Origin of the sequence: Phycicoccus flavus (genome assembly GCF_004025965.2) — a bacterium.
Lineage (GTDB): Bacteria > Actinomycetota > Actinomycetes > Actinomycetales > Dermatophilaceae > Phycicoccus > Phycicoccus flavus.
On record NZ_SAYU02000035.1, the window covers coordinates 21,226 to 42,349 of the forward strand.

Here is a 21,124-nt window from a genome sequence, read left to right on the forward strand (position 1 = left end):
GTTCCCGGGAGCCGCAGGCTCACCCCCCACCCAGACCTGGCATGCCCTCTCGGTCCCGAGCATCTGCACGACTTCGATCGGCCGCGTGCAACGGAGACACGGACTTCGGACCGCGCACCGGGAGGACGACGCGAACGAGTGCGCCGCCGTTGTCTCGATTGGAGGCTGTGATCTCACCGTCGTGAGCCTCGACGATCGCCTTCGCGATGGCCAGACCGAGGCCATGACTCTGCCGACGCGATGTGGCCTTCCCGCCCTGCTCGCCCCGGACGAAGCGTGTGAAGACGACGTCGCGATCAAACTCCGAGCCCCCGGTGAACCCGGGGCCATCGTCGGCCACCGTGAGAGCAAGGCGCTCGGCGTCGACCGCTGTCGCCGCCAGTTCGATGCTTCCTCCCTGGCCCAGAGCGCGGAGCGAGTTGTCCACGAGGTTGCCGAGCACCTGCATCAGGCGCAGCCGATCACCCACGAACGGTGACAAGGCATCGAGATCTCCCTGGACGACGATGAGCCGTGTTCCCTGCCTCTCGGCCGCCCGCTCGTGAGCAGACCTGCTCTCTCTCAGCAGATCGGCCGGCTCCAGCACCACCAGCTCTAAGAGCGACGACCCGGAGGCTCCGACGGCCAACAGAAGATGTCGCTCGACGAGATCGACCAGGCGTTCGACGGAGCACCGCGCGGTGTGTAGGTCCTTCGAGGCCTGCGGGTCGGCTGTCTCAACGAGTTCCAGCTCCAGCCTCAACGCCGTCAGCGGGGTCCGCATGTCGTGAGCGAGTTCGGCGTACTCGGCATGCCGATCTGCGAGCGCGGCATACAGCCGCCGGACCAGATCGTCCAAGGTCCTGCCAAGCTGCTCGACCTCGTCGCCCGTGTCGGGAAACGGCAAGCCTTCGCCCGCACCGGTCACCGTGACCGAGTCGGCGCGCCGACGCAGTTCCTCGACCGGTCGTAACGCGACTCCGGCGAGGATCCATCCGACCGCGCCGGCCACGAGCGCGGACGGGACTGTGGCACCGGCCAGGAAGAGGACAACTGTCCTGATGACGTGACGATTGCCCGTCAGCGAACCACCAACGGCGACAACGAACCGCTCGTCGTCGGGCCCCACGACGGAGACGGCGAGGACCTTGGTGGGCTCTCCGGCCACGGACATGACCGCCGACGTCTGGACCGTACGGCCCGACAACGCACGGATCGACGCGGCGGGGAGCAAGCGTGCGCCGGCACGTGGCTGGGAGAGAATCCGCTCCCCTTCCGCGGTGTAGATCTCGGTGACGATCGAGGTGCGCGGAACCACGCCAGCGGTCGAGCCCACTCGCTCGACACCACGCGGACCGCTGACTCGAACCACCGTCTCGACACTGGACAGACGTTCGCCGAGGACGGCTGCGACGTCCGCATCGATCCTCCGGTCCAAGGTCGCGATGGCGAGCCCGCCGCACAGGGGTACCAAGACGACGTTGACAGCAGCCGCGGTGAGCGCGAGCCGCCCGCGGACGGTTCGCCACATTCGGAGACGAGCCACGGCAAGACGCTAGCGCCAGTGACACATCGGCACGAATCTGTGACCGCTCGTCGTGCTCGGCCCGGGGTGCCGGTACGGTGTCAACGGACGCCCCACGCGCCAACTCTGCTGGAAAGGTTTCATGGCATGCCTGAGTATTCTGAATACTCCGAGGTGCTGGGCGGCAAATGCCCGTTCGGTGGCGACACCGTGGGTGGGGCGTTCACCTCCAAGCCCACGCTCTCGGACTGGTACCCGGACCGACTGCGGGTCGAGCAGCTGCACTCCGACGGTGTCGTGGCCGACCCGCTCGCCGACTTCGACTATGAGACGGCGTTCTCCGGGATCGACCTCGATGAGCTCAAGACCGACATCAAGGACTTCCTCACGACCTCGGTCGACTGGTGGCCGAGCGACTACGGCAACTACGGCCCGCAGATGATCCGGATGGCGTGGCACGCCGCCGGTACCTACCGCATCGCAGACGGTCGCGGTGGGGCGGGGCAAGCCATGCAGCGCTTCGCCCCCATCAGCTCGTGGTGGGACAACGGCAACACCGACAAGTCACGACGCCTGCTGTGGCCGATCAAGAAGAAGTACGGGAACGCGATCAGCTGGGCCGATCTCATGGTCCTGACCGGCAACTGTGCGCTCGAGATCATGGGTCTGCCGACGACTGGGTTCGGCGGCGGCCGCCGCGACTCCTGGGAGGCCGACGATGCGACGTACTGGGGCCCGGAGTGGATCGAGAACTCCCATCCGGAGTCCTTCGATGCGATGGTGATGCGCTCGCAGCGCTGGAACGGGCAGCCTGGCGACAGTGACTACGAACTGGAGCAGCCGCTCGCTGCCTCGCACCAAGCACTCATCTACGTCAACCCCGAGGGCCCGAACGAGAACGGCAATCCGCGGGACTCGGCCATCGACATCCGCATCACCTTCGCGCGGATGGCGATGAACGACGAAGAGACCGTGGCACTCATCGCGGGCGGGCACGCTTTCGGCAAGAGCCACGGGAAGGTCGCGGCGGGCAAGATCGGCCCACCGCCGGAGATCGCGCCGATGGAAGACCAAGGCCTCGGCTGGAGCAATCCGGAGGGCAAGGGCTTCGCCGAATACACGATGACCAACGGCATCGAGGGTGCCTGGACGCCGAACCCCACGCAGTGGGACAACGACTACCTGACGAATCTGTTCAGGTTCGAGTGGGAGAAGCACGAGAACCCCCACACCGGCGCGACCCAGTGGCGGCCGGTCGACCCGGACGCCCCGAAGACCCCCGACGCGCACGTCGAGGGCCAGATGAACCACCTGATGATGATGACCTCGGACATCGCCCTCAAGGTGGATCCGGTCTACCGCGAGATCTGCTTGCGCTTCCTCGACGACTTCGACTACTTCACCAAGGCGTTCTCGGAAGCCTGGTACAAGCTCACCCACCGCGATATGGGGCCGAAGTCGCGCTACCTCGGACCGGAGGTCGCCGAGAAGGACTTCCTCTGGCAGGACCCGCTGCCGCCGCACGAGGGTCCGGTCGTCGGTGAGTCCGAGATCGGAACGCTGAAGCAGGCGATCCTGGACACTGGGCTGTCGGTGTCGGACCTGGCGTTCACCGCGTTCTCCTCGGCTGCCACCTACCGCGACACCGACAAGCGCGGCGGACCCAACGGGGCGCGCCTGGCGCTGGAACCGCAGAAGGACTGGAAGGTCAACGTCCGGACCGGAGAGGTCGTGGACCGGCTTACGCAGGTCAAGGCGTCGTCCGGGCTCAACGTCAGCCTGGCTGACCTCATCGTCCTTGGTGGCTGCGTGGCCGTCGAGCAGGCCGCCGCATCCGCCGGTCACCCGGTGACGGTGCCGTTCACCCCGGGCCGGGTCGATGCGCTCCAGGAGCAGACCGACCCCGAGCAGCACGCGTGGCTCGAGCCGGTCGTCGACGGTTTCCGTAACTACGTGATGCCGGAGTTCTCGTCGGTCTCGAAGGTCTCTCCCGAGCAGATGTTCCTCGACCGGGCTGCACTGCTCAATCTTTCCGCCCCCGAGTGGGTGGCGCTCACCGGTGGGCTACGCGCGCTCGGCTGCAATCACGATGGGTCGACGGTTGGGATCTTCACCGACCGAGTTGGCACGCTCTCGACCGACTTCTTCGACGTCGTCACCTCCATGGACTACGAGTGGACGAAGGTCGACGAGGCCGGCACCTCGTTCACGGTCGATGACCGCGCCACGGGCGAGTCGAAGTTCGAAGCCTCGCGCAACGACCTGCTGTTCGGAGCGAACTCGCAGTTGCGGGCGATCTCCGAGGTCTACGCCGGCTGTGACGGTGGCGAGCTTTTCGTCCGCGACTTCGTCGCCGTGTGGGACAAGGTCATGATGGCCGACCGGTACGACGTGACGAAGGGCTGACGCTCCCGGTTCGACGTATAGCCGCTCCCTCGTCGGCACGATGGGCCCCGTCGCCAGGAGCGACGGGGCCCATCGTCTGGTGTGTTCGAGCCCCGTGGAATGCTCAGTGGCCGTAGAGCTGCACCCTCGATAGCACCGCGCTGGGCGGCGCAGAGAGTTCTGGCGATGGGCTGCAGGAGGGCGCGCGCAGGGCTCGTCAGGCGGTGACTCCGTGGCTCGCCGACATTGTGCCGTAGCGGTTGCTGTAGCGGTCGAAGTTCGCCTCGATCTCTTCCTGGGGCAAAGAGGTGACCTCTCCGAGGCCCATCGCCACCGCCACCGTGTGAGCGACGTCCTCGACCATGACCGCTGCCTGCAGGGCCTTCGAGATGGAGGGCCCGATAGTGAACACCCCGTGCTGTTGCATGAGGATGGCAGGCGAGCGACCGATCTTCGCAATGACCTCCTTGCCGATCTGGTCGCCTCCGATGGAGGCGTACCCGCCGCACGGCACCGGCCCACCGAACTCGTCGGCGATCGCGGTGAGGCAGCAAGGAATCTCCCGGCCGACCGCAGCGAACGCTGTCGCGTAGCGAGAGTGGGTGTGCACCACCGACTGGACATCGGCTCGGCCGGCATAGATCCCCAGGTGGGACTGAGTGTCCGACGACGGGCCGTGGTCACCCTCGACGACGTGGCCGTCGTAGGAGACGACGACCATGTCCTTGGGTGTCATGGCGGAATACAGAACTCCCGAGGGCTTGATGACGATCATCTCCCGATCCTCGTCCCGCGCCGACAGGTTCCCGCCCGTCCAGGCCACCAACCCGGCCTCTGCGAGGGCGAGGTTCCCTGCGCACACCTGCTCCTTCAAGTCATCCAACATGGTGCTTCCCTCTCTTGATCGGGTGCCGGGGGCCGAACCGACCTCGGCGATATCAGGGGACATAGCTCAGTGGCGGATACCCGCGGCATCGAGGTGCTTCTCGACCACCAGCCGCGCCGCCACACAACGCTCGACAGAGTCGTCCGCGTCGTCGTTCCACATCTCGACCATCATCCGGCCGCTCCACCGCTGTCGGGCCAGCTCGGCGAAGGCCTTGTCGAAATCAGCCACGCCGTCGCCCATAGGCACTCGGCGAGGTTCACCCACCCTGACGTCCTTGACGTGGATGGCCAGCATGTGGCCTGCCCCGGCCCGGAGTTCAACCTCCTCGTCGAGTCGCTGCTCGGCGATGTTGCCCACATCCGGATACAGCTGCAGCCAGGGCGAGTCAATCTCGCGTACCAGCTCCATGGCGCGGGTCAGCGAGGTGACGTCCGCGCCGTCGACGTTCTCGATGCCGAGCAGGACGCCGGCGCGAGCCGCCTTGGGAACCGCTCGTCGCAGAGAGGCGACATAGCGGTCCCGCTGACCGGGATCCGGCGACTCGTAGAAGGCGTAGTAGCCCGCCACCTGCAGAACCGGTGCCCCGAGGTCAGCACAGAGGCGAATGCCCTGCTCGAAAATCTGGTCGGCCTCGTCGGCCACTGCCGGGTCCGCCGATCCGGGGCCGACCGCGCGGTGCACCGACAGACACACCCCGCCGATGGCGATGCCGTTGCGAGCCGCAGCGTCACGGACTTCGATCCTCTTGTGGGGCGGCCAGTGCAAGCGGGCCCTCCGTTCGGTCGACTCGTCCACCGACAGGTCGACGAAACGGAACCCGGCGTCCTTGGCCTGACGGAACAGCCGGTCCCAGTCGCCCGTCCACCGCAAGGCCTTCTCGTAGATCCCGAGGACGACCTCGCAGCACGGAGTCCCGGTGCCACCGGAAGCGATGACGCTCACGCCCACACCCGGGCCAGCTCGTCCTGCAGCTCGGTGGCAGCGGCAAGCGGGTCCTCCGCTTCGACGATCGACCGACCGGCGATGACCACCCCCACCGGTGCGCCCTGGAAGGTCTCGAGGTCCTTCACGGTGACACCGCCGGTGATCGTCACGGTCAGACCCAGGCCGGCGAGCTCTCCGACCCGATCGACGTCCTGCTCGCCCCACGTGAGTGATCCGGCCGCCTCCTTGTCCCTCGATCGCTTGACGATGACGTGCTGCACGCCAAGGTCGCGCCAGCGTCGAGCCTGCTCGACGTCGTAGCTCTCGCCGAGCTCCACCTGGACCTCTCCCCCGTGGTCTTCGGCCACGGTGACCACCTGCTCCACCGTGGTCAGGGAGGCGCCGGCGACCACGCTGACCCAGGAGGCCCCCGCATCGAAGCAGTGCTTGGCGATGATGGAGCCGGCCTCGACGATGCGAACGTCGGCGAGAACGACCTTGTCGGGATAGAGGGCCCGGACCTCGCGAACCGCCCGGAGTCCTTCGCCGAGGACCAGGACGGTGCCGCACTCGATCACATCCACCTGGCTCACCGCCTTGTTGAGAGGCCGAAGCGCGCTCGAGAGGTCGGTCATGTCGAGGGCCAGCTGCAGCCGTGGCCGGGGGAGGTGAGTCATCGGAATCTCCTGCGTGTCGGTGCGTCTGCCGCCTCCATCGGTACGGGTGGCACAACCGTGGAACGGTGGGCCAACCGGGAGGAATGGACGTGAGGCGACGAACCTAGGAGCAGGACTCGGCAGTCAGGAACGGCTCATGAACATGTGTGCCCACAGTCGGATCGAGCTGGCCCTTCGAGCACCACAGAGCCCAGAAGCACGCCTCGACGGTGCCTCGGACAGGGGTGTGACGTTCACACCTGTTCAATCAGGGCGTCCTCGGCCGACGTCGGCGGCACCGGCTTGCGATCGGCATCCCCGGGGGCGCGCCAACTGACGGATCCGTCAGCACATCTGTGCGATGACATCGTCAAAGGCTCTGCGTTGCTCACGCCGTACCGGTACGCGAGGACACCTCGTGCACGAAAGTGCACCAGATCCGGCGAGCGTGCCCGGATGACCGGCACCATTCACGGAGCCGCATCTGCGGCGCCGTATAGCGAGGAGCGGGCGTTCGTCCGATTGCCCGACGATTGCGGCAGCCGCCACGGTACGGACCGAGCAGGACCCGACTCGCGGGCCGGCGACGACGAGAGGACACAGTGCAGTGACGAACGTATCCGACATCACCCGTGAGTCATGGATCCTGTCGACGTTCCCCCAGTGGGGGACGTGGCTGAACGAGGAGATCGAGGAAGCGCAGGTCTCCCCCGGGACGTTCGCCATGTGGTGGCTGGGTAACACCGGCATCTGGGTGAAGTCCGAGGGCGACGCCAACATCCTCATCGATCTCTGGGCGGGCTCCGGCAAGCGCACCCAGAAGACCGCTGACATGGTCGCTCGTCACCAGATGGCGCGCATGTCCGGTGTCCGCAAGCTGCAGCCGAACCTTCGCCTCTCCCCCTTCGTCATCGACCCGTTCGCGATCCGGACGGTGGACGCCGTCCTGGCCACGCACACCCACACCGACCACATCGACGCCAACGTCGCGGCAGCGGTTCTGCAGAACTGTGAGCCCACCGTTCCTTTCGTAGGGCCGAAGTCCGCCACCGACCTGTGGCAGAAGTGGGGGGTACCCGCGGACCGGTGCATCACCGTCCGCCCCGGTGACGTGGTGCCCGTCAAGGACACCGAGATCCACGTCGTCGAGTCCTTCGACCGCACCATGCTCATCACCCAGCCGGAGGACGTCGAAACCAAGGGCCGGCCGGTGGCGGACATGGACGACCTCGCAGTCAACTGGATCATCAAGACCCCAGGAGGCTCGCTGTACCACGGCGGCGACTCGCACTACTCGAACATGTACGCCAAGCACGGCAACGAACACGACATCGACGTGGCCATGGGTGCCTTCGGCGAGAACCCCCGCGGGATCACCGACAAGCTCACTGCAGCGGACATGCTTCGGATGGCCGAGGGCCTGCAGACCAAGGTCGTCATTCCCTTCCACCACGACATCTGGTCGAACTTCATGGCCAACCCTGAGGAGATCGTGACGCTCTGGGAGATGAAGCGACACGCGCTGAAGTACGTTTTCCAGCCCTACATCTGGCAGGTCGGGGGAAAGTTCGTCTTCCCCGAGAACAAGGACGACCTGCGGTACCACTACCCTCGCGGCTTCTCGGACGTCTTCAGCTGCGAGCACGAGCTGCCGTACGACGCCTTCCTCTGACGTCGTCCGTCGTCAGGCTCGACGCCGACGCGCGCCGAGAAGGGGCGGGGTGGGCGAGGTGAGGCTCGTTCGCCCCGCCCCGCCTTTGCCAAATCGTCCTACCCGACCACCGAGTCGTCCCGATCCTGAGCGCCCCGGAACGCTCCCGGGCTCTCGATGGCCGGGTCGTCACCGTCGAGCCAGCGGGACAGGTCCGGCACGGGGAGCCGGCGGTAGGAGGCAAGGAATGCGACAGTGCAGACGAACAGTGTGCCGACCCCGATCGTGACCGCGATGCCGAGGGTGATGGCGACCTGCCGCTCCTGTGCGGCCCCGTCGGCAGAGATCAGGGCGGCGAACTGCACCAGCACGGGACCGATGAGGAAGTCACCGATCGACCGGACGAGCTCGACGAACGCGAAGATCCGACCGAGAGCGGCCGAGGGCGTCGACAGACCTGCGAGGAAGAGGGCCGGGCTGACCGTGGCTCCCGCACCGAACCCCAGAGCACCGAGAGCCAGCTGACTTCGGCCGAGGTCCTCGGGGAGTCCAGTGCTCATCAAGACCAGACCTGCGAGGATCATCGCCACCAGCCCGAAGAGGATCAGGACGGGCAGGTAGCGCGTCCTGAACACCAGCCCGAGGGTGACGGCAGCCAGTAGCGCACCGGGTACGAGTGGCCACAGGTCGAGACCGACCCGACCCGGATCAAGACCCCAGAGAGTGACCATACGCAGCTGGGTGAGACTCACCAGCGACAGAAAGACGCCTCCGGCGAAGGACGCCACGAGTGTCCCGATCACCGGAGCGGTGCGGATCAGCAGACCGACGGCGACAAGAGGTTCGCGGCGGCGGTCCTCAACGATGAAGATCGCCGCAAAAGCAGTGAGCCCGACGAGCAAGGGCGCGAAAAACCACGGAGAGACGAAGCCGACTGACGGCAGCAACGCCACCGCGCCGAACGCGAGAACCGTCGCGACCAGCGCCAGGACCACCACCGGGGGATCGGCCACCAGGTCGGGCGCCATGGCCGGTGTCCGCTCCAGCACCGAGGCGCCGAGCACCACAGCGAGCGCCGTCGTCAGCGCCAGGACAGCGAAGAGGACGCGCCAGCCGCCGAACCGGTCGACAATACCGGCGGCGAGCGGGCCCCCCGCAACCCCACCGAAGAGACCCACGTTGACAAACACCGCTGTCATTGGCACCTTCGCCGCCGGGAATCTCTGGATCGCCGGGGGCAGCGAGACGATCAGCAGGAGGCCGGTCGTCAGGCCGACAAGCACGAAGCCCACAGCGAAGGACCACGCACCCAGCAACCCGAGCGCCAGAAGCCACCCGACGAGCGCCAGTGCGATGAGAACAAGGTAGGTCGGGCGCTGGGGGAACCGCCGACCCAGGTCTCCGGCCAGCAGCGCTCCGAAGGCGTACATCGCCGTCGCCATCGACTGGGTGACGTCCACGAAGCCCGACGAGACAGACAGGTCGGCCGCGAGCCCGTCGCCCAACAGGCGGAGGGCCGAGGTGGCCACCAGGTAGGGCACCAGTGCCAGCAACGTGGTCAGCACTACCGGGCCGTACCGGCCGCGAATCCCGTGGTCTTGGCGACCCGTGTTGGTCTTCACGGCCCATTCCTACCCCATCGCGATGGAGGTCAGGCGTAGTCCAGAAGTAGCCGGGCCGTCGACTGGTCGGTGGCCAGTCCCGTGATGAGTCCCGCCTTGAGGATGGCGGCGATCGCCGGAACTTTGTCGGTGCCCCACGCCATCGCCATGACCAGTCCGATTCCCGCCAGCCGTTCCGGCTCCATCGCCATGGTCCGCTCGCAGAGCGAGGTACGCAGGTGCCGGCCCTTGGCATCGAAGAAATGTCCACACAAGTGCGCGACGGCGCCGACTCTACGGAGCTCGTTGGTCTGGGCTGAACCCATGAACGGCCCGAGGATCGGGCCAGGGTGTCCTCGGTGATCGATGGCTCCGACTCCGAGCAACGCGATGTCGGAGCGGGCTGCCAGCTCCAAAGACGTGAGAACGACCTCCTCCTGACGCATCGAGCGCGCCACCTCCGTCGATCCCAGGACCAGGGGCACGGGCAGTGGGCGGAAGGTGCCGCCCAGCCGCGCGGCGAGGGATCGGCACAGCTCGGGGCTGTCAGCCAGCAGAGGGTCGCCGGAGCCGATGGACCCGACCATCTGAATGACTCCGGAGTAGCTCCATCGCTGGCGCGGCATCGCGTGGACGAAGGCGCGCAGGGAGGTGCCGTTGGACAGCGCGATCATCGACCGTTCGTTGCCCCGCTCCGCCACGGCGAGGGAGGCCAGCCGGGCTACCGCCTCGGCAGGCTGTGTCCTCGGCTCGACCGCCGCCACGAGAGCGACCTCGAGACCGTAAACCTCGCGCAGGCGGCGTTCCTCGTCCATGGAGCCGGCGGCAGGCTCGCTGATGCTGATGTGGACCATGCCGGACTGTCGCGCCTCGGTCAACATTCGGCTGACGGTCGGCCGGGAGTAGCCGACCGTCCGGGCGATGTCGTCCTGGGATGCATCCTCGAGGTAGTACATCCGAGCCACCCGATGCAGGAGATCGAGTCGTGACCGGTCCGAGACCGGTCCCCGTGCGGCGCACATCCGTTCTCGATTCTGTCCTGACGCGCCGACGGACGCGGCGCGGCTTCCTGCATTTTGCCAGCATTTAGCAGGTCGCGGAAGGCGTCGAGCGCGGACACTCCTCCGGCGGAGCACGAATGTGCCGGGACCGGCCGGCGATGGCCAGCACCTTCGGTAGACATTCTCTTCACACACCATCCGTCCCGCCTCACCACGGTTCAGAGCCACCCGCCGACTCGGGTTGCGTCTTCAAAGGAGAAGCTCAATGTTCGACCTGACGACCATCGGCGAAGGACAGATCCGGCTGACGGTGGCCCAGGGCGAGCGGCTGTCCCGCTGCAACACCCTGAGAGTCTCGGCTGCCTGCTCCGAGGCCAACGTCTCCGGCCTGCTGGCCCAGCTGGGCCACCGAACCTCCTGGTGCTCACGAGTGCCGCGAGGTGATCTGGCCGAACGCTGTCTGTCGGAGTTCCGCTCCGTCGGGGTGGACATGTCGGCGATGCTTCGCACCGACGAGGGTCGGATGGCGCTGTACTTCATGGAGCCGGGACAGCCCCCGATGCCATCGCGAGTCAGCTACGACCGCACCCACTCCCCGTTCCGCACGATCACTCCAGAGATGGTCGACTGGGACGTCCTGCTCTCGACCCGTCTGGTGTTCGTCACCGGCATCACCGCAGCCTTGACGGACCAGACCTACGAGACGCTCCGGCACTTCGTGAGCCTCGCGCACGACAGCGGCATCGACGTCGCGCTCGACGTCAACTACCGCAGCCTGTTGTGGTCGCCCACTCAGGCACGCCGAAGGCTCGGGTGGATCGCAGAACGTTCGAGCATCATCTTCTGCTCACGAACCGACGCACGGGTCGTCTTCGATATCAACGCGCCTGGCGCCGAGGCCTCGCTGGCCCTCCGGGAGATGTTCGGAGCCACCCACGTCGTCTCCACGGACTCCACGGACGGCGTCTACTACGCCGGTCCGGACGGTGAGCAGGACTTCGAGGTCCGAACTGTGCCCATCGTCGACCGGCCGGGCGCCGGCGACGCCTTCGTCGCGGGCACTCTGCACGGCTTCCTGAGCGGCGACATCGTCGGCGGCATCGGCCACGGCCTCCACGTCTCGAAGTTCGCTCTCACGCATCACGGTGACCTCACCCATGTCACCGCGGAGGAGCTCGGCGCCGACCCGCAGAGCACCGACATCCTGCGCTGAACCCCACGACCGCGCGACAAGCCCGGCACGACAACGCCAGCACTCGCCGGCCCAACCTGACACGAAAGGCAGTGACACCCATGACCGCGACAGATCCCCGGACGCCAACGGCGACCGAGCAGATCGACGGAAGGCCGTTGACCCGCAACCAGAAGAGCCTCATCGGCCTGGTTGTCACCGGCAACATCAGCGAGTTCTTCGACATGTTCCTCATCGGTTTCGTCGTCGCGCTGCTGACGAAGCCGTGGAACCTGACGGGCGTCGAGGCCGGAGTCATCCTGGCCTGTTCCGGCCTCGGCACTGTGCTGGGTGCGATCATGTGGGGCCGTCTCGCCGACGTCATCGGTCGCAAGCGGACCTTCTGGTGGTGTGTGGTCTCCTTCGTGGGTTTCACCGCGGTGATGCTGCTGACGCCCGACCGCGGATGGTGGTTCCTGGCCTTGTGCCGCATCGGCGTGGGCATCGGTGTCGGCGGACTGAACATCAGCTCGATCCCCTACGTCCAGGAGTTCGTGCCGGCCAAGCAGCGAGGGCTCCTTGCCGGGCTTGCATCGGTCTTCATCCCGGCCGGTCTGCTGCTCGGAGCCCAGGCCCAGAAGTGGATCGGGCCCACGATCGGCTGGCGGGGGATGGTCGCTCTCGGCATCATCCCGATCCTGTTGCTGCTGTGGCTCCGACTCGTGCCCGAGTCCCCGCGGTACCTGCAGGCCAAGGGCCGGTTGGAGGAGGCCCGCGAGTCGCTGGCCTGGGCGATGATGATCCGACCCGACGAGGTGGGTGAGCTCCCGACGTACGAGAAGCCGGCGCGCTCCTCGTACGGATTGATCTTCGACAAGTACAAGAAGCAGCTGACGATCATCACCATCGGCTCCTTCTGCTTCATCCTCGGGTCCTTCACCATCCAGTCCTGGGGGCAGACCTTGCTCAAGGACGGTTTCGGCTACGACGCCGCCTATGTCGGGGTGCTGTTCACCTGGGTGGCGCTGGCTGATGTCGCCGGTCGTCTCGGCTCGGCCTGGCTCGCCGACATCGTCGGACGACGGCTGGTCATGTTCTCCTTCGGGCTCATCGGGGCCGTCGGCGCCGGGATCTGCGCCGTCGCGGCGACGCAGGCCAACGCGACGATGTTCTTCGTCGGTATCCTCGTCGCGATGGCCTTCGGTGACGGGGCGTTCGGCATCCTCAATGCTTTCGGTGCCGAGCAGTTCCCGAACGAGGCGCGCTCCACCGGGCTCGGCCTGGGCTACGGCATCGGTTCGACGGCCAAGATCTTCGGCCCGGCGCTGATGGGGGCTCTCATCGGCGGCTCGATGATCGACGTCAACGTGACACTCAACGCGGTGCCGACCGCCTTCTGGCTCTTCTCTCTGCTGCTCGTCATCGGCGGCGTCACCTACCTGTTCGCCACGGAGACGCGCAACGTCTCGCTGGACAAGATCTGAACCTGCGACACCGAGAGGGTGGGGCGGCCGACCATGGTCACCCCACCCTCTCGGGCTGCGCCCAGAACCGTCAGCGCTGCGACGCAGGACCCAGAGTCAGCATCAGCAGGTCCGCGTCGCCGGTGACGAACAAGCGCGAGTGGTCCGAGTCGAAGGTGCAGTTGCTGACGATGTGCGGTGCCGGGACCAGTCCCAGAGTGGCCCCCCGGTCGTCGAAGACCTGGATGCCGGTGCGCGAGCTCGACCACAGCCAGCCCCTATCGTCGACGGCGAACCCGTCCGGAATGCCCTGCTCCACGTGAGCGAAGTGGCGCCGCCCCGACAGTCGGCGCCCGTCCCAGTCGAACGCGACGATGTCCGCTGCCGCGTCCGGTGGGGTCCGGGAGACGTAGAGCACTCTCTCATCCGGCGAGAACCCGAGGCCGTTCGGTCCGTCCAGCGTGGCCATCAAGGTCGCCGCACCCTCGACGAACCGGTAAACGCCTTCATGATCGACCTCTTGCCGCCCCATGAAGCCCTCCTCCGGCTGGGTGAGACCGAAGACGGGGTCGGTGAACCAGATGGCGCCGTCACGGGCGACGACGATGTCGTTCGGCGAGTTCAGCCGTCCGTCGGCGGATCGCTCCACGAGCAGCTCGTTGCTGTCGCGCCGAGTCCGGCTGATTCCGCGCCGGCCGTGCTCACAGTGGACGAGGTCGCCGTCTGCGGTGACCGCGTTGCCGTTGCAGTACGGCGTGGCGTCGAGCAGCACGTCGACGGCACCGTTCTCCCGCCGACCAAGGACCTGACGCCCTCGGACGTCGGAGAAGACCAGGGTCCGCTCATGCTGCCACCACACTGGCCCCTCGGACCAGATTGCATGCTCATAGAGGCGCACGAGCCGAGCGCTCGGGTCCAGCACCTCCGCCAGCCGTGCGTCATCGACCCGCACTCCAGGGAGCTCGAGCATCTCCGGCTCACCCGGGTCTCGCAGTCGGAGCGGAGACGCGGAGCCGGCGCCGGACACGACGACCGGCCCGGTGACCATCAGAAGGGGTGCCGCGTCGGAGGCACCGGAGACTGCGCGAACTGCACAAGCATCTGGAAACAGGGCTCGTTGCCTACACAGCCGGACAGGTGGCCCCGCCGCTCCTCCTTCTCGACGGTGTCCTGGTCTTGGCCGAAGTGGATGTCACCAGGACCCATCTCGACCCGTCCCCCGTCTTGGGTCTCGATGAACCACCGGCCGCGCACGGGGACCACCCACTGCGGGTGGGGGCTCTCGTGCCATTGCCCTACCCAGCCGACCGGGAGTACCGCGAAGGAGACCGACGAAACCTCACCCGGGAACGGTCGGAGCCATTGCGGGTCGGCGCCACCTCCGATGCTCTTCATCGCGAAGCCGCCCATCAGGGAGTCCGTGATTCGACTGCTCCCCTCCGAGTCGGTCCAGAGATGCAAGAACGGCATCTTCGGGGGTACGTCGGGGTTGCCCCCGTCGTTGTCGAGCGGGTAATCCGTGGGTGTACGCGGCATCTGCACAAGCCTTCTCCTTGTCGATTTCGTCAGGGCGTAAGCCACCCCACGCTCATGCGAGCGCGAAGATCAGGGCGGTGAGGAGGAAGCCTGACACGCCAGTGACGGTCGTCAGGACCGTCCACGTCCGTAGGCCGTCCGCGACGGACAGACCCAAGTACTTGGTGACGATCCAGAACCCGGAGTCGTTGATGTGCGACAGACCGAGGCCGCCGAATCCGATGGCCAGGGTGATGAGGGCCACCTGCAACGAGCTGTACCCGCCATTGGTGATCGCGTCGGCAAGGAGGCCTCCCGTCGTCAGGATGGCGACGGTGGCCGAACCCTGGGCCGCGCGAAGAGCAGACGAGAGCAAGAACCCCGAGACGATGAGCGGAAGGCCGAGTCCGGTGAGGCTGTCGGTGAGGGCTTTGCCGATCCCCGACTCGACGAGGACGTTGGCGAACACCCCGCCGGCTCCGGTGACGAAGATGATGATGGCGACCAGCGGCAGGGCGGAGTCGGCGACGATGCTGCGCTGGGTGCGATCCCATCCGGCCCGAGAGCCGATGACCAGGTAGGCCACCAGGACACCGACGAGAAGCGCGGTGGTCGGCGAGCCGATGAACGAGGCGTACGGAACCAGCGCGTTGTCCTCCCCGAGGACCGTGGTGAGGACCGACCCCACCATGATCATGACGATCGGCAGCAGGATGAGGCCGACGACCGTACCGGTGCCCGGCACGCCGGCGCTGCCGTTGTGTGAGGACGCGTTGTCGGTGTCGGTCCTCGCCTCGGTCTTGGTCGCGGTCCCTCCGGACCCGGTCGTGTCGGGCCCGTCCGCGAAGGACGTCCCCCCGTCCGCGTCCTCGGTGCTTGCGGTGGCGGGCGACGGGCCGAGGGTGATGCCGTCGACCTTGATGATCCTGGCGGCGAAGAAGCCCACGGCTCCAGCTGCTGCGCCGACCACCAAGGCGAGGAGGGTGAGCAACCCCACGGAGGCGCCAGTCACAGCGGCTGCGGCGACCGGCCCGGGGTGGGGTGGGACGGTGACGTGCAGGGCGAGCAGGACGACGCCGACAGGAAGTCCGACCTTGAGGGGGTTCAGGCCGGCGATCTTGGCGAAGGCGAAGACGATCGGGGCCAGGATGATGAAGGCGACGTCGAAGAAGACAGGAATCCCGAGGACGAATGCCGCCGCTGTGAGCGCCACGGTGACTCGGGCCGGGCCGAGACGCTCGGTGAACCGGCGCGCCAGGTGATCGGCGCCTCCGGAAACCTCGATCAGACGCCCGAGGACCGAACCGAGGCCGACGACGATCGCGACCGAGCCGAGCACCTTGCCCATCCCGGCGATCATGGTGGGGACAACCTCCTCCACCGGAATGCCGGCCAGGAGAGCCGCGCCCATGGACACCAACAGCAGGGAGACGAAAGCCGGAAGTTTGAACCGGACCACCAGCAGGAGCAGCACGGCGACGGCTACCGCTGCGGTCACGAACAACATCGTCGAGCCCATGTCAGTCCTCCCTCGCGCCCAGGACGGTGATGACGGAGGAGTCGTCGGCCGCGGCCAGACCAGCGGCCTGCCCCAGCAGGAAGATCTGTTCGGCCGCTCCGGCAACCGGGGTGGCCAGCCCCGCTGCCCGGGCGGCCGAACTGACGATGCCCATGTCCTTGACGAAGATGTCGAGGCGGCTGTTGACCTCGGCGCCCCCGTCGTCGAATGCCTGCAGCATCCTCGGGCCGCGGTCGCCGAGCATGAAGGACGCTGCTGCGCCGGCGCCCAGGGTCTCCAGGACCAGGCGCTGGTCCAGACCCAGAGCACCGGCGAGAGCGAGCGCCTCCGCCCCGGCCGCGATGTGGACCCCGCAGAGGAGCTGGTTCACCGTCTTCATCGCTTGGCCATCACCAGGAGATGAGCCCATCCGCCGAAGCGTGGAGGACAGGTGCTCCAGGACGGGTTCGGCGACTGAGTATGCCTCGTCGCTCGCGCCGACCACGATGAGCAAGTCGCCGACGCCAGCTCTTTTGGGCCCACCCGAGATCGGTGCGTCGACCAGGTGGATACCGTCGGCCTGCAGCTTCTGGGCGACCTCGCGCACCGGACCGATGCCGATGGTGGATGTGAGGACGACGACGCTGCCGGTGCGCAATACCTCGGCGACGCCGTTGTCCCCGTAGAGCGCGTCTTCCAGCTGGGCACCATTGCGGACGGCGAGCAGGACGCAGTCTGCGTCCTGGGCGGCGGCCCGCGCTGAGTCCGCCGGGTCGACGTTCTTCTCGGACGCCGCTCGGATGCGCTCGGGGTCGAGGTCGTAGCCTCGGACGGTGAACCTCTCGGCCAGGCGGGTCGCCATGGGCAACCCCATGGCACCGAGTCCGATGACGGCGATGGTGGGTTCGGACGACATGCTGTTCCTCCTTGAACAGTCGGTGACGCCGTAGGGCGTGCGCTCGAGCGGCGGGATGAGACGTGGTACGAGTGGATGAACGATCAGGCCGTCAAGGTGGCGACGACCTCGGCCAGGCTCGAGTCGTCCCCGACGTTTCCGGCGAAGACGACGTAGGGGATGCCCTGGGCCGGACCGTCCGTCGGCTCCCAGAGTGAGACGATGCCCGGGAGCATCGGGCCGCGAACCATCGCACGCGCGATGGAGAGGCCGCGGCTCGCGACCTCGGCCGAGGTGATTCCTCCCTTGGCCACGACGAACCGCGGCGGCGCGGCCTCGAGTACTTGGCGTACGACCTCGACGACCGCGCTCGAGACCTGCCGCGCGATGTCCAACGAGTCATCGGCGTTCTCACCGACCACGAGCTCGCGCGAGGTCGTGACGACGACGTTGCCGGAGCTCAGGCCCTCCACGGTCTCGCGAACGATCCGGTCCAGATGCGCCTCACGGTCCGGGCCCAGCACCTTCTCGACCGCGATCGTCATGACAGTGGGATCCTGCTCCTCCAGAAGCCGTTTCAGCTGCCGTGTGGTGAGCCCCACGTGAGAGCCGACGACCACGAGCCCGTAGCTCGACCCGTCGCCCTCTCCGCCTGCGATGATCTGGTCGACATCGGAGTTGCTGAGAGGTTCCAGCACGTCCTGCCCGATGAAGCCTCTGACGAACGGCGGTCCCACCCGGAACAGGAAGCGCTTCCCGGCGTCCTCTGCGGCCAACAGGGCCAGCGACAGCACGCGCAGGTCGGTCTCCTCGACGATGTCGACCACGACAGGTCGAGCGTCGTGGAGACCGAGCAAGATATCGGTTACGGCCTCATGGCCGGATCGCAGGATGTCTAACGGAACTGTCGCCACGTCCGAGGCCGCGATCCGACCCGCGGTCTTCTCCTGGACCCATTCGCGAAGGTCCGACGCCGCGTACCCGAAGGTGGCGTCGCGAGCGAACTCGGTCTCGCTGGCCGGCACGTAGCCATCCGCTTCTGACCCGGCGTAGTGGACCGATCGAACGGTCACGCGTCCGGCGTCACCGAAGGCAGGCACCAGCACGACGGCGTCCACCTGCGCCCGAGCCTCCTCGAGCGCGGCGACCAGTGTGTCGGGCTCGAGCGGGTAGTGGCCGCGCAGCGTGGAGTCCGAGCGAGAGACGAAGTCGATCTCCACGTCCAGCAGCGCGGCGGCGTCCAAGGCGTTGCGGGCCACTTCGCGGTTGACCCGCTCGGCGTCTGCCGCGTCGAGGCTTCGCGAGTTGGTGAGCACGTAGACCGCGTCGGCACCAGTGCGCAGGGCCCATGCGAGGTCCTCGGTGTCCCAGCGCGTGAGTACCGGGAGGTCCGCCACCGACTGGGTGCCCGTCGGATCGTCGTCGAGGACGACCAGCGTGCGCCGGGGTCGCTGGGCCCGAGATGCGCGGATCTCCTCGGCCGTCACACTCCGCGGAGGAGGCATGTCGCGGAGCAGTTCGTCCTTGGTCCGGGCAGCATCGTGGTCGGTCACGTCGTCTCCATCTGGGTGATTGAGGGATGAGGACACATCAGAGGTGAGACCAGCGGCCGAAACCGCCGACTTGCCGACACCGGACAGGTACCTGCGGGCGTCGTCGCGGGTCTGGATCAGGTGTTCGCGCATCGCCGTGGCCGTCGTCGAGGCACGGCCGGTGTGCAAAGCCGCGAGGATCGCGGCGTGATGGACGATCGCATGCTCGCGGATATCGTGAACCGCGGCCGTGAGGCGTTGGGAGTACACAAGGGACTCGGCGACCGGAGCAAAGGCCACCCGGACGAACGGGTTCCCACAGCCCTCGATGATGCGGGTGTGGAATGCGAGGTCGGCGGCCACGAACGACTCGACGTCGTCCTCACGATGAGCGAACCGCATCGCGGCAACGTTGTCGGCAAGCGTCTCGAGATCCGCGGGGGCCGCCAAGGGCGCGAACAACTCGGCCGCGCCGACCTCGAGCATCCCGCGAACCTCCACGAGGCGACCGATGACTTGCGAAGCATCCCCTTCGCTCACCCGGATGACCGCCCCGACGGAGGTCCACCGGCCGACGGGGGCCACGAATGTCCCGACTCCCTGCACGGACCGCACGACTTGACCTGCGGCCAGCATCTTCACGGCTTCGCGCATAGTGAGCCGGGAGACCCCGAACTGGCCGGCCAGCTCTGACTCGGAGGGCAGCAGGGATCCCCCGACGAACTCGCCGGAGACGATCCGGTCCAACAGACGTCCTGCGACGTCCTCGACCAGGCTGGTGCGCGGCAACGCTGCCTCCCACTTCCAGACATCTGATGTCCAGTCAGGCGAACGTAGTGCTCCTCCCGTACCTGACGCAAGGTCACCTCGAAACACGGCCCGTACCGGGCCACCTTGCGGTGCGATCCCACCGTTCCGCTTGTACGAGACCGACTGCGTCCCCCTCGACGGCCCGTTCAGGACCGTCGCCTGCACTCGCGACTGCTGACGGTTCGGCCGACACTGACCTGCCCCCCGGTTTGGTTCCAGTGGTGGTGGTGAGTCGAGCGCCTGACTGGAAGGCTCTGACAGTGCCTCGTCCCTACCCTCCGGAGTTCCGCGCGCGAGCAGTCGCGCTGGTCCGATCCGGCACACACGTCAAGCAGACCGCCTACGAGCTCGGCATCAGCGCCGGCTGCCTGCACGAGTGGCTCAAGCAGGACCGGGTCGACCGCGGCGAGATCACGGGCGTTCCCGCAAGCGAGTCCGCCGACCTGCGGGCCGCCCGGAAGCGGATCCGTGAGCTGGAGCGCGAGCTGGCGATCATCCGACAAGCAGCGACATTCCTGGCGGAGGACAAGCCCCACCCAAAAGGATTCACCCGGTGATCGACCGACTGGCCGACGCCGGGGTCCCCGTCGACAACAGCTGCGCCGTCCTCGGAGTCTCCCGGCAGGGCTACTAACGGTACAAGCGCCGCGCCCTGTCCAAGACCGCGCTGCGCCGCACCGACCGGCCCAGACGCACCGCCCGCAGCCGGTGGCCCGCGACGTAGCGCTCCACGCTGCGCCGGGGGCAGCGCAGCTGTTTGGCCGCCTCGTCCAGTGTGAGGAGGAGGGTGTCGGTCGTGGACGGCTCAGGGGTGTCGAGGGCGCTCGAGGTCTCCATACCCGCATGAGCCGGGCGACCTGGTCGCGGCCGACGTCGATCCCGGCGCGGTGGGCGGCGTGCCACAGCTTCCGGGCCCCGTACACGCCCCAGTTCTCGGCCCAGAGGGTGAACAGCGCGTTGGCCAGGTACGCGTCCTGCAGCACCGCGGCCGAGACCGGGGCTGCCCTGTGGGCGTAGTACGTGGACGGCGCGATCGTGATGCCCTGCTGAGACAGCACGACACAGACCGGCTCGACGCCGTGTCGCTCCTTCACGGAGTCGACATAGTCCACGATCACTTCAGTCGGCGGTCGAGCTCCGCCCGGGCGAAAAACGCTGACGCGGTCGTGAGGATGTCGTTGGCCCGCTCCAGCTCGGCCACCCGCTTCTTCAGCGCCCGCACCTCCTCGGAGTCCACCGACCTCGAGGCCGCCGACGGTGCCCGCACACCCTCAGCACGTTCGGCGTCCTCGACCCAGTTCCGCAACGTCGCCGGGTTCAGGTCCAACATCGACCCGACATGCCGGCGTGCTCCGAGCTTGGAGTCATGTCCCTCGGAGAGGCGGTCGCGGTACATCCGCACCGCCCGGTCCCGGAACTCCCGCTCGTACTTCCTCGGTGCTGCCATGAGAGTCAGTCTCCCTTGCTAGATCAGCACCCTCCGGGAAACCCAGGGCGGTTCAACTCCATCGGCCTCGGCCGACACCACAACAGCCGCCCCGTCACCGCCCTCATCCACGGCCTGCACATCACCATCAGCGACGCCACCACCGGCGAGATCCTGCGCGAGCTCACCCTCGACACCACCCG

The 21,124-nt window shown here is 67.3% G+C and carries 17 protein-coding genes, 2 pseudogenes and 1 other annotated feature; of the genes and pseudogenes, 5 read left to right on the forward strand and 14 right to left on the reverse strand.

Going from position 1 to position 21,124, the window contains the following annotated elements; translation table 11 throughout:
* Window positions 1-19: 19 nt before the first annotated feature.
* Complete coding sequence (locus EPD83_RS11590; RefSeq protein WP_128365209.1) at window positions 20-1,525, reverse strand: sensor histidine kinase; 1,506 nt, start codon at window positions 1,523-1,525, stop codon at window positions 20-22.
* A 126-nt stretch (window positions 1,526-1,651) separates the two neighbouring features.
* Between EPD83_RS11590 and katG the strand changes: the two genes are divergently transcribed.
* Window positions 1,652-3,910: a catalase/peroxidase HPI gene (gene katG, locus EPD83_RS11595; protein WP_128365208.1), complete on the forward strand. Its 2,259-nt coding sequence runs from the start codon at window positions 1,652-1,654 to the stop codon at window positions 3,908-3,910.
* A gap of 196 nt (window positions 3,911-4,106) precedes the next feature.
* On the opposite strand, the gene EPD83_RS11600 is transcribed toward katG, so the two are convergent.
* From EPD83_RS11600 to EPD83_RS11610, 3 genes are all read right to left on the reverse strand, one after another.
* Window positions 4,107-4,775 carry an L-ribulose-5-phosphate 4-epimerase gene (locus tag EPD83_RS11600; RefSeq protein ID WP_128365207.1) on the reverse strand — a complete coding sequence of 223 codons (669 nt, stop codon included), beginning with the start codon at window positions 4,773-4,775 and terminating at the stop codon, window positions 4,107-4,109.
* Window positions 4,776-4,841: 66 nt separating this feature from the next.
* Window positions 4,842-5,720 (reverse strand): L-ribulose-5-phosphate 3-epimerase, encoded by an 879-nt coding sequence (locus EPD83_RS11605; protein WP_205859501.1) that lies wholly within the window; start codon window positions 5,718-5,720, stop codon window positions 4,842-4,844.
* Complete coding sequence (locus EPD83_RS11610; RefSeq protein ID WP_128365206.1) at window positions 5,717-6,379, reverse strand: orotidine 5'-phosphate decarboxylase / HUMPS family protein; 663 nt, start codon at window positions 6,377-6,379, stop codon at window positions 5,717-5,719. The genes EPD83_RS11605 and EPD83_RS11610 overlap by 4 nt, the downstream gene beginning before the upstream one ends.
* Before the next feature lie 586 nt (window positions 6,380-6,965).
* Between EPD83_RS11610 and ulaG the strand changes: the two genes are divergently transcribed.
* Entirely contained in the window at window positions 6,966-8,030 is a 1,065-nt protein-coding gene (gene ulaG / locus EPD83_RS11615) for an L-ascorbate 6-phosphate lactonase (protein WP_128365205.1), read from the forward strand.
* Window positions 8,031-8,128: 98 nt separating this feature from the next.
* Here ulaG and EPD83_RS11620 read toward each other — a convergent pair whose 3' ends face one another.
* Window positions 8,129-9,631 (reverse strand): MFS transporter, encoded by a 1,503-nt coding sequence (locus tag EPD83_RS11620; protein ID WP_128365204.1) that lies wholly within the window; start codon window positions 9,629-9,631, stop codon window positions 8,129-8,131.
* 29 nt (window positions 9,632-9,660) lie between these two features.
* Complete coding sequence (locus EPD83_RS11625) at window positions 9,661-10,566, reverse strand: sugar-binding transcriptional regulator (RefSeq protein WP_164896062.1); 906 nt, start codon at window positions 10,564-10,566, stop codon at window positions 9,661-9,663.
* 310 nt (window positions 10,567-10,876) lie between these two features.
* Here EPD83_RS11625 and EPD83_RS11630 point away from each other — a divergent pair, with 310 nt between their 5' ends.
* Together EPD83_RS11630 and EPD83_RS11635 are read left to right on the forward strand one after the other, a co-directional pair.
* A complete protein-coding gene (locus EPD83_RS11630) occupies window positions 10,877-11,824 on the forward strand; it encodes a sugar kinase (protein ID WP_128365202.1) in 948 nt (315 codons plus the stop codon).
* Window positions 11,825-11,961: 137 nt separating this feature from the next.
* Window positions 11,962-13,266 carry an MFS transporter gene (locus EPD83_RS11635; protein WP_235950525.1) on the forward strand — a complete coding sequence of 435 codons (1,305 nt, stop codon included), beginning with the start codon at window positions 11,962-11,964 and terminating at the stop codon, window positions 13,264-13,266.
* A gap of 70 nt (window positions 13,267-13,336) precedes the next feature.
* On the opposite strand, the gene EPD83_RS11640 is transcribed toward EPD83_RS11635, so the two are convergent.
* The 5 genes from EPD83_RS11640 to EPD83_RS20985 form a co-directional block, all read right to left on the reverse strand.
* Window positions 13,337-14,215 (reverse strand): SMP-30/gluconolactonase/LRE family protein, encoded by an 879-nt coding sequence (locus EPD83_RS11640; protein ID WP_128365200.1) that lies wholly within the window; start codon window positions 14,213-14,215, stop codon window positions 13,337-13,339.
* 77 nt (window positions 14,216-14,292) lie between these two features.
* The gene (locus EPD83_RS11645) at window positions 14,293-14,781 is read right to left on the reverse strand and encodes a cupin domain-containing protein (RefSeq protein ID WP_128365224.1); all 489 of its coding nucleotides are present in this window, start codon (window positions 14,779-14,781) and stop codon (window positions 14,293-14,295) included.
* Between the two features lie 52 nt (window positions 14,782-14,833).
* Window positions 14,834-16,279, reverse strand: coding sequence for a GntP family transporter (locus tag EPD83_RS11650; protein WP_128365199.1), 1,446 nt, complete (start codon window positions 16,277-16,279; stop codon window positions 14,834-14,836).
* Between the two features lies 1 nt (window position 16,280).
* The gene (locus EPD83_RS11655; protein ID WP_128365198.1) at window positions 16,281-17,174 is read right to left on the reverse strand and encodes an NAD(P)-dependent oxidoreductase; all 894 of its coding nucleotides are present in this window, start codon (window positions 17,172-17,174) and stop codon (window positions 16,281-16,283) included.
* An 83-nt stretch (window positions 17,175-17,257) separates the two neighbouring features.
* Window positions 17,258-19,474, reverse strand: a complete 2,217-nt coding sequence (locus tag EPD83_RS20985) for a four-carbon acid sugar kinase family protein (protein ID WP_164896060.1) — start codon at window positions 19,472-19,474, stop codon at window positions 17,258-17,260.
* Between the two features lie 281 nt (window positions 19,475-19,755).
* On the opposite strand from EPD83_RS20985, the pseudogene EPD83_RS11665 reads away from it, so the two are divergent.
* Window positions 19,756-20,126: pseudogene (locus tag EPD83_RS11665) on the forward strand (transposase); the annotation flags it as partial.
* Here EPD83_RS11665 and EPD83_RS21085 read toward each other — a convergent pair.
* From EPD83_RS21085 to EPD83_RS11680, 3 genes and pseudogenes are all read right to left on the reverse strand, one after another.
* Window positions 20,126-20,332, reverse strand: coding sequence for an excisionase family DNA-binding protein (locus tag EPD83_RS21085; RefSeq protein ID WP_128365196.1), 207 nt, complete (start codon window positions 20,330-20,332; stop codon window positions 20,126-20,128). The pseudogene EPD83_RS11665 and the gene EPD83_RS21085 overlap by 1 nt on opposite strands.
* A 14-nt stretch (window positions 20,333-20,346) precedes the next feature.
* Window positions 20,347-20,613, reverse strand: a pseudogene (locus tag EPD83_RS21090) (IS3 family transposase); the annotation flags it as partial.
* Window positions 20,521-20,652 (reverse strand) — a sequence feature (AL1L pseudoknot). It overlaps the preceding pseudogene by 93 nt.
* Window positions 20,610-20,942: a transposase gene (locus tag EPD83_RS11680; protein WP_128365195.1), complete on the reverse strand. Its 333-nt coding sequence runs from the start codon at window positions 20,940-20,942 to the stop codon at window positions 20,610-20,612. It overlaps the preceding feature by 43 nt. The pseudogene EPD83_RS21090 and the gene EPD83_RS11680, both read right to left, overlap by 4 nt.
* Window positions 20,943-21,124: the final 182 nt, after the last annotated feature.

Excerpts from the sequence above, each read along its gene's own strand:
- katG (WP_128365208.1), top strand. The coding sequence starts at position 1,652 with ATGCCTGAGTATTCTGAATACTCCGAGGTGCTGGGCGGCAAATGCCCG.
- EPD83_RS11640 (WP_128365200.1), bottom strand. The coding sequence starts at position 14,215 with ATGCTCGAGCTCCCTGGAGTGCGGGTCGATGACGCACGGCTGGCGGAG.
- EPD83_RS11680 (WP_128365195.1), bottom strand. The coding sequence starts at position 20,942 with ATGGCAGCACCGAGGAAGTACGAGCGGGAGTTCCGGGACCGGGCGGTG.
- EPD83_RS21085 (WP_128365196.1), bottom strand. The coding sequence starts at position 20,332 with ATGGAGACCTCGAGCGCCCTCGACACCCCTGAGCCGTCCACGACCGAC.
- EPD83_RS11645 (WP_128365224.1), bottom strand. The coding sequence starts at position 14,781 with ATGCCGCGTACACCCACGGATTACCCGCTCGACAACGACGGGGGCAAC.
- EPD83_RS11655 (WP_128365198.1), bottom strand. The coding sequence starts at position 17,174 with ATGTCGTCCGAACCCACCATCGCCGTCATCGGACTCGGTGCCATGGGG.
- EPD83_RS11625 (WP_164896062.1), bottom strand. The coding sequence starts at position 10,566 with ATGTACTACCTCGAGGATGCATCCCAGGACGACATCGCCCGGACGGTC.
- EPD83_RS11600 (WP_128365207.1), bottom strand. The coding sequence starts at position 4,775 with ATGTTGGATGACTTGAAGGAGCAGGTGTGCGCAGGGAACCTCGCCCTC.
- EPD83_RS11630 (WP_128365202.1), top strand. The coding sequence starts at position 10,877 with ATGTTCGACCTGACGACCATCGGCGAAGGACAGATCCGGCTGACGGTG.
- EPD83_RS11610 (WP_128365206.1), bottom strand. The coding sequence starts at position 6,379 with ATGACTCACCTCCCCCGGCCACGGCTGCAGCTGGCCCTCGACATGACC.
- EPD83_RS11650 (WP_128365199.1), bottom strand. The coding sequence starts at position 16,279 with ATGGGCTCGACGATGTTGTTCGTGACCGCAGCGGTAGCCGTCGCCGTG.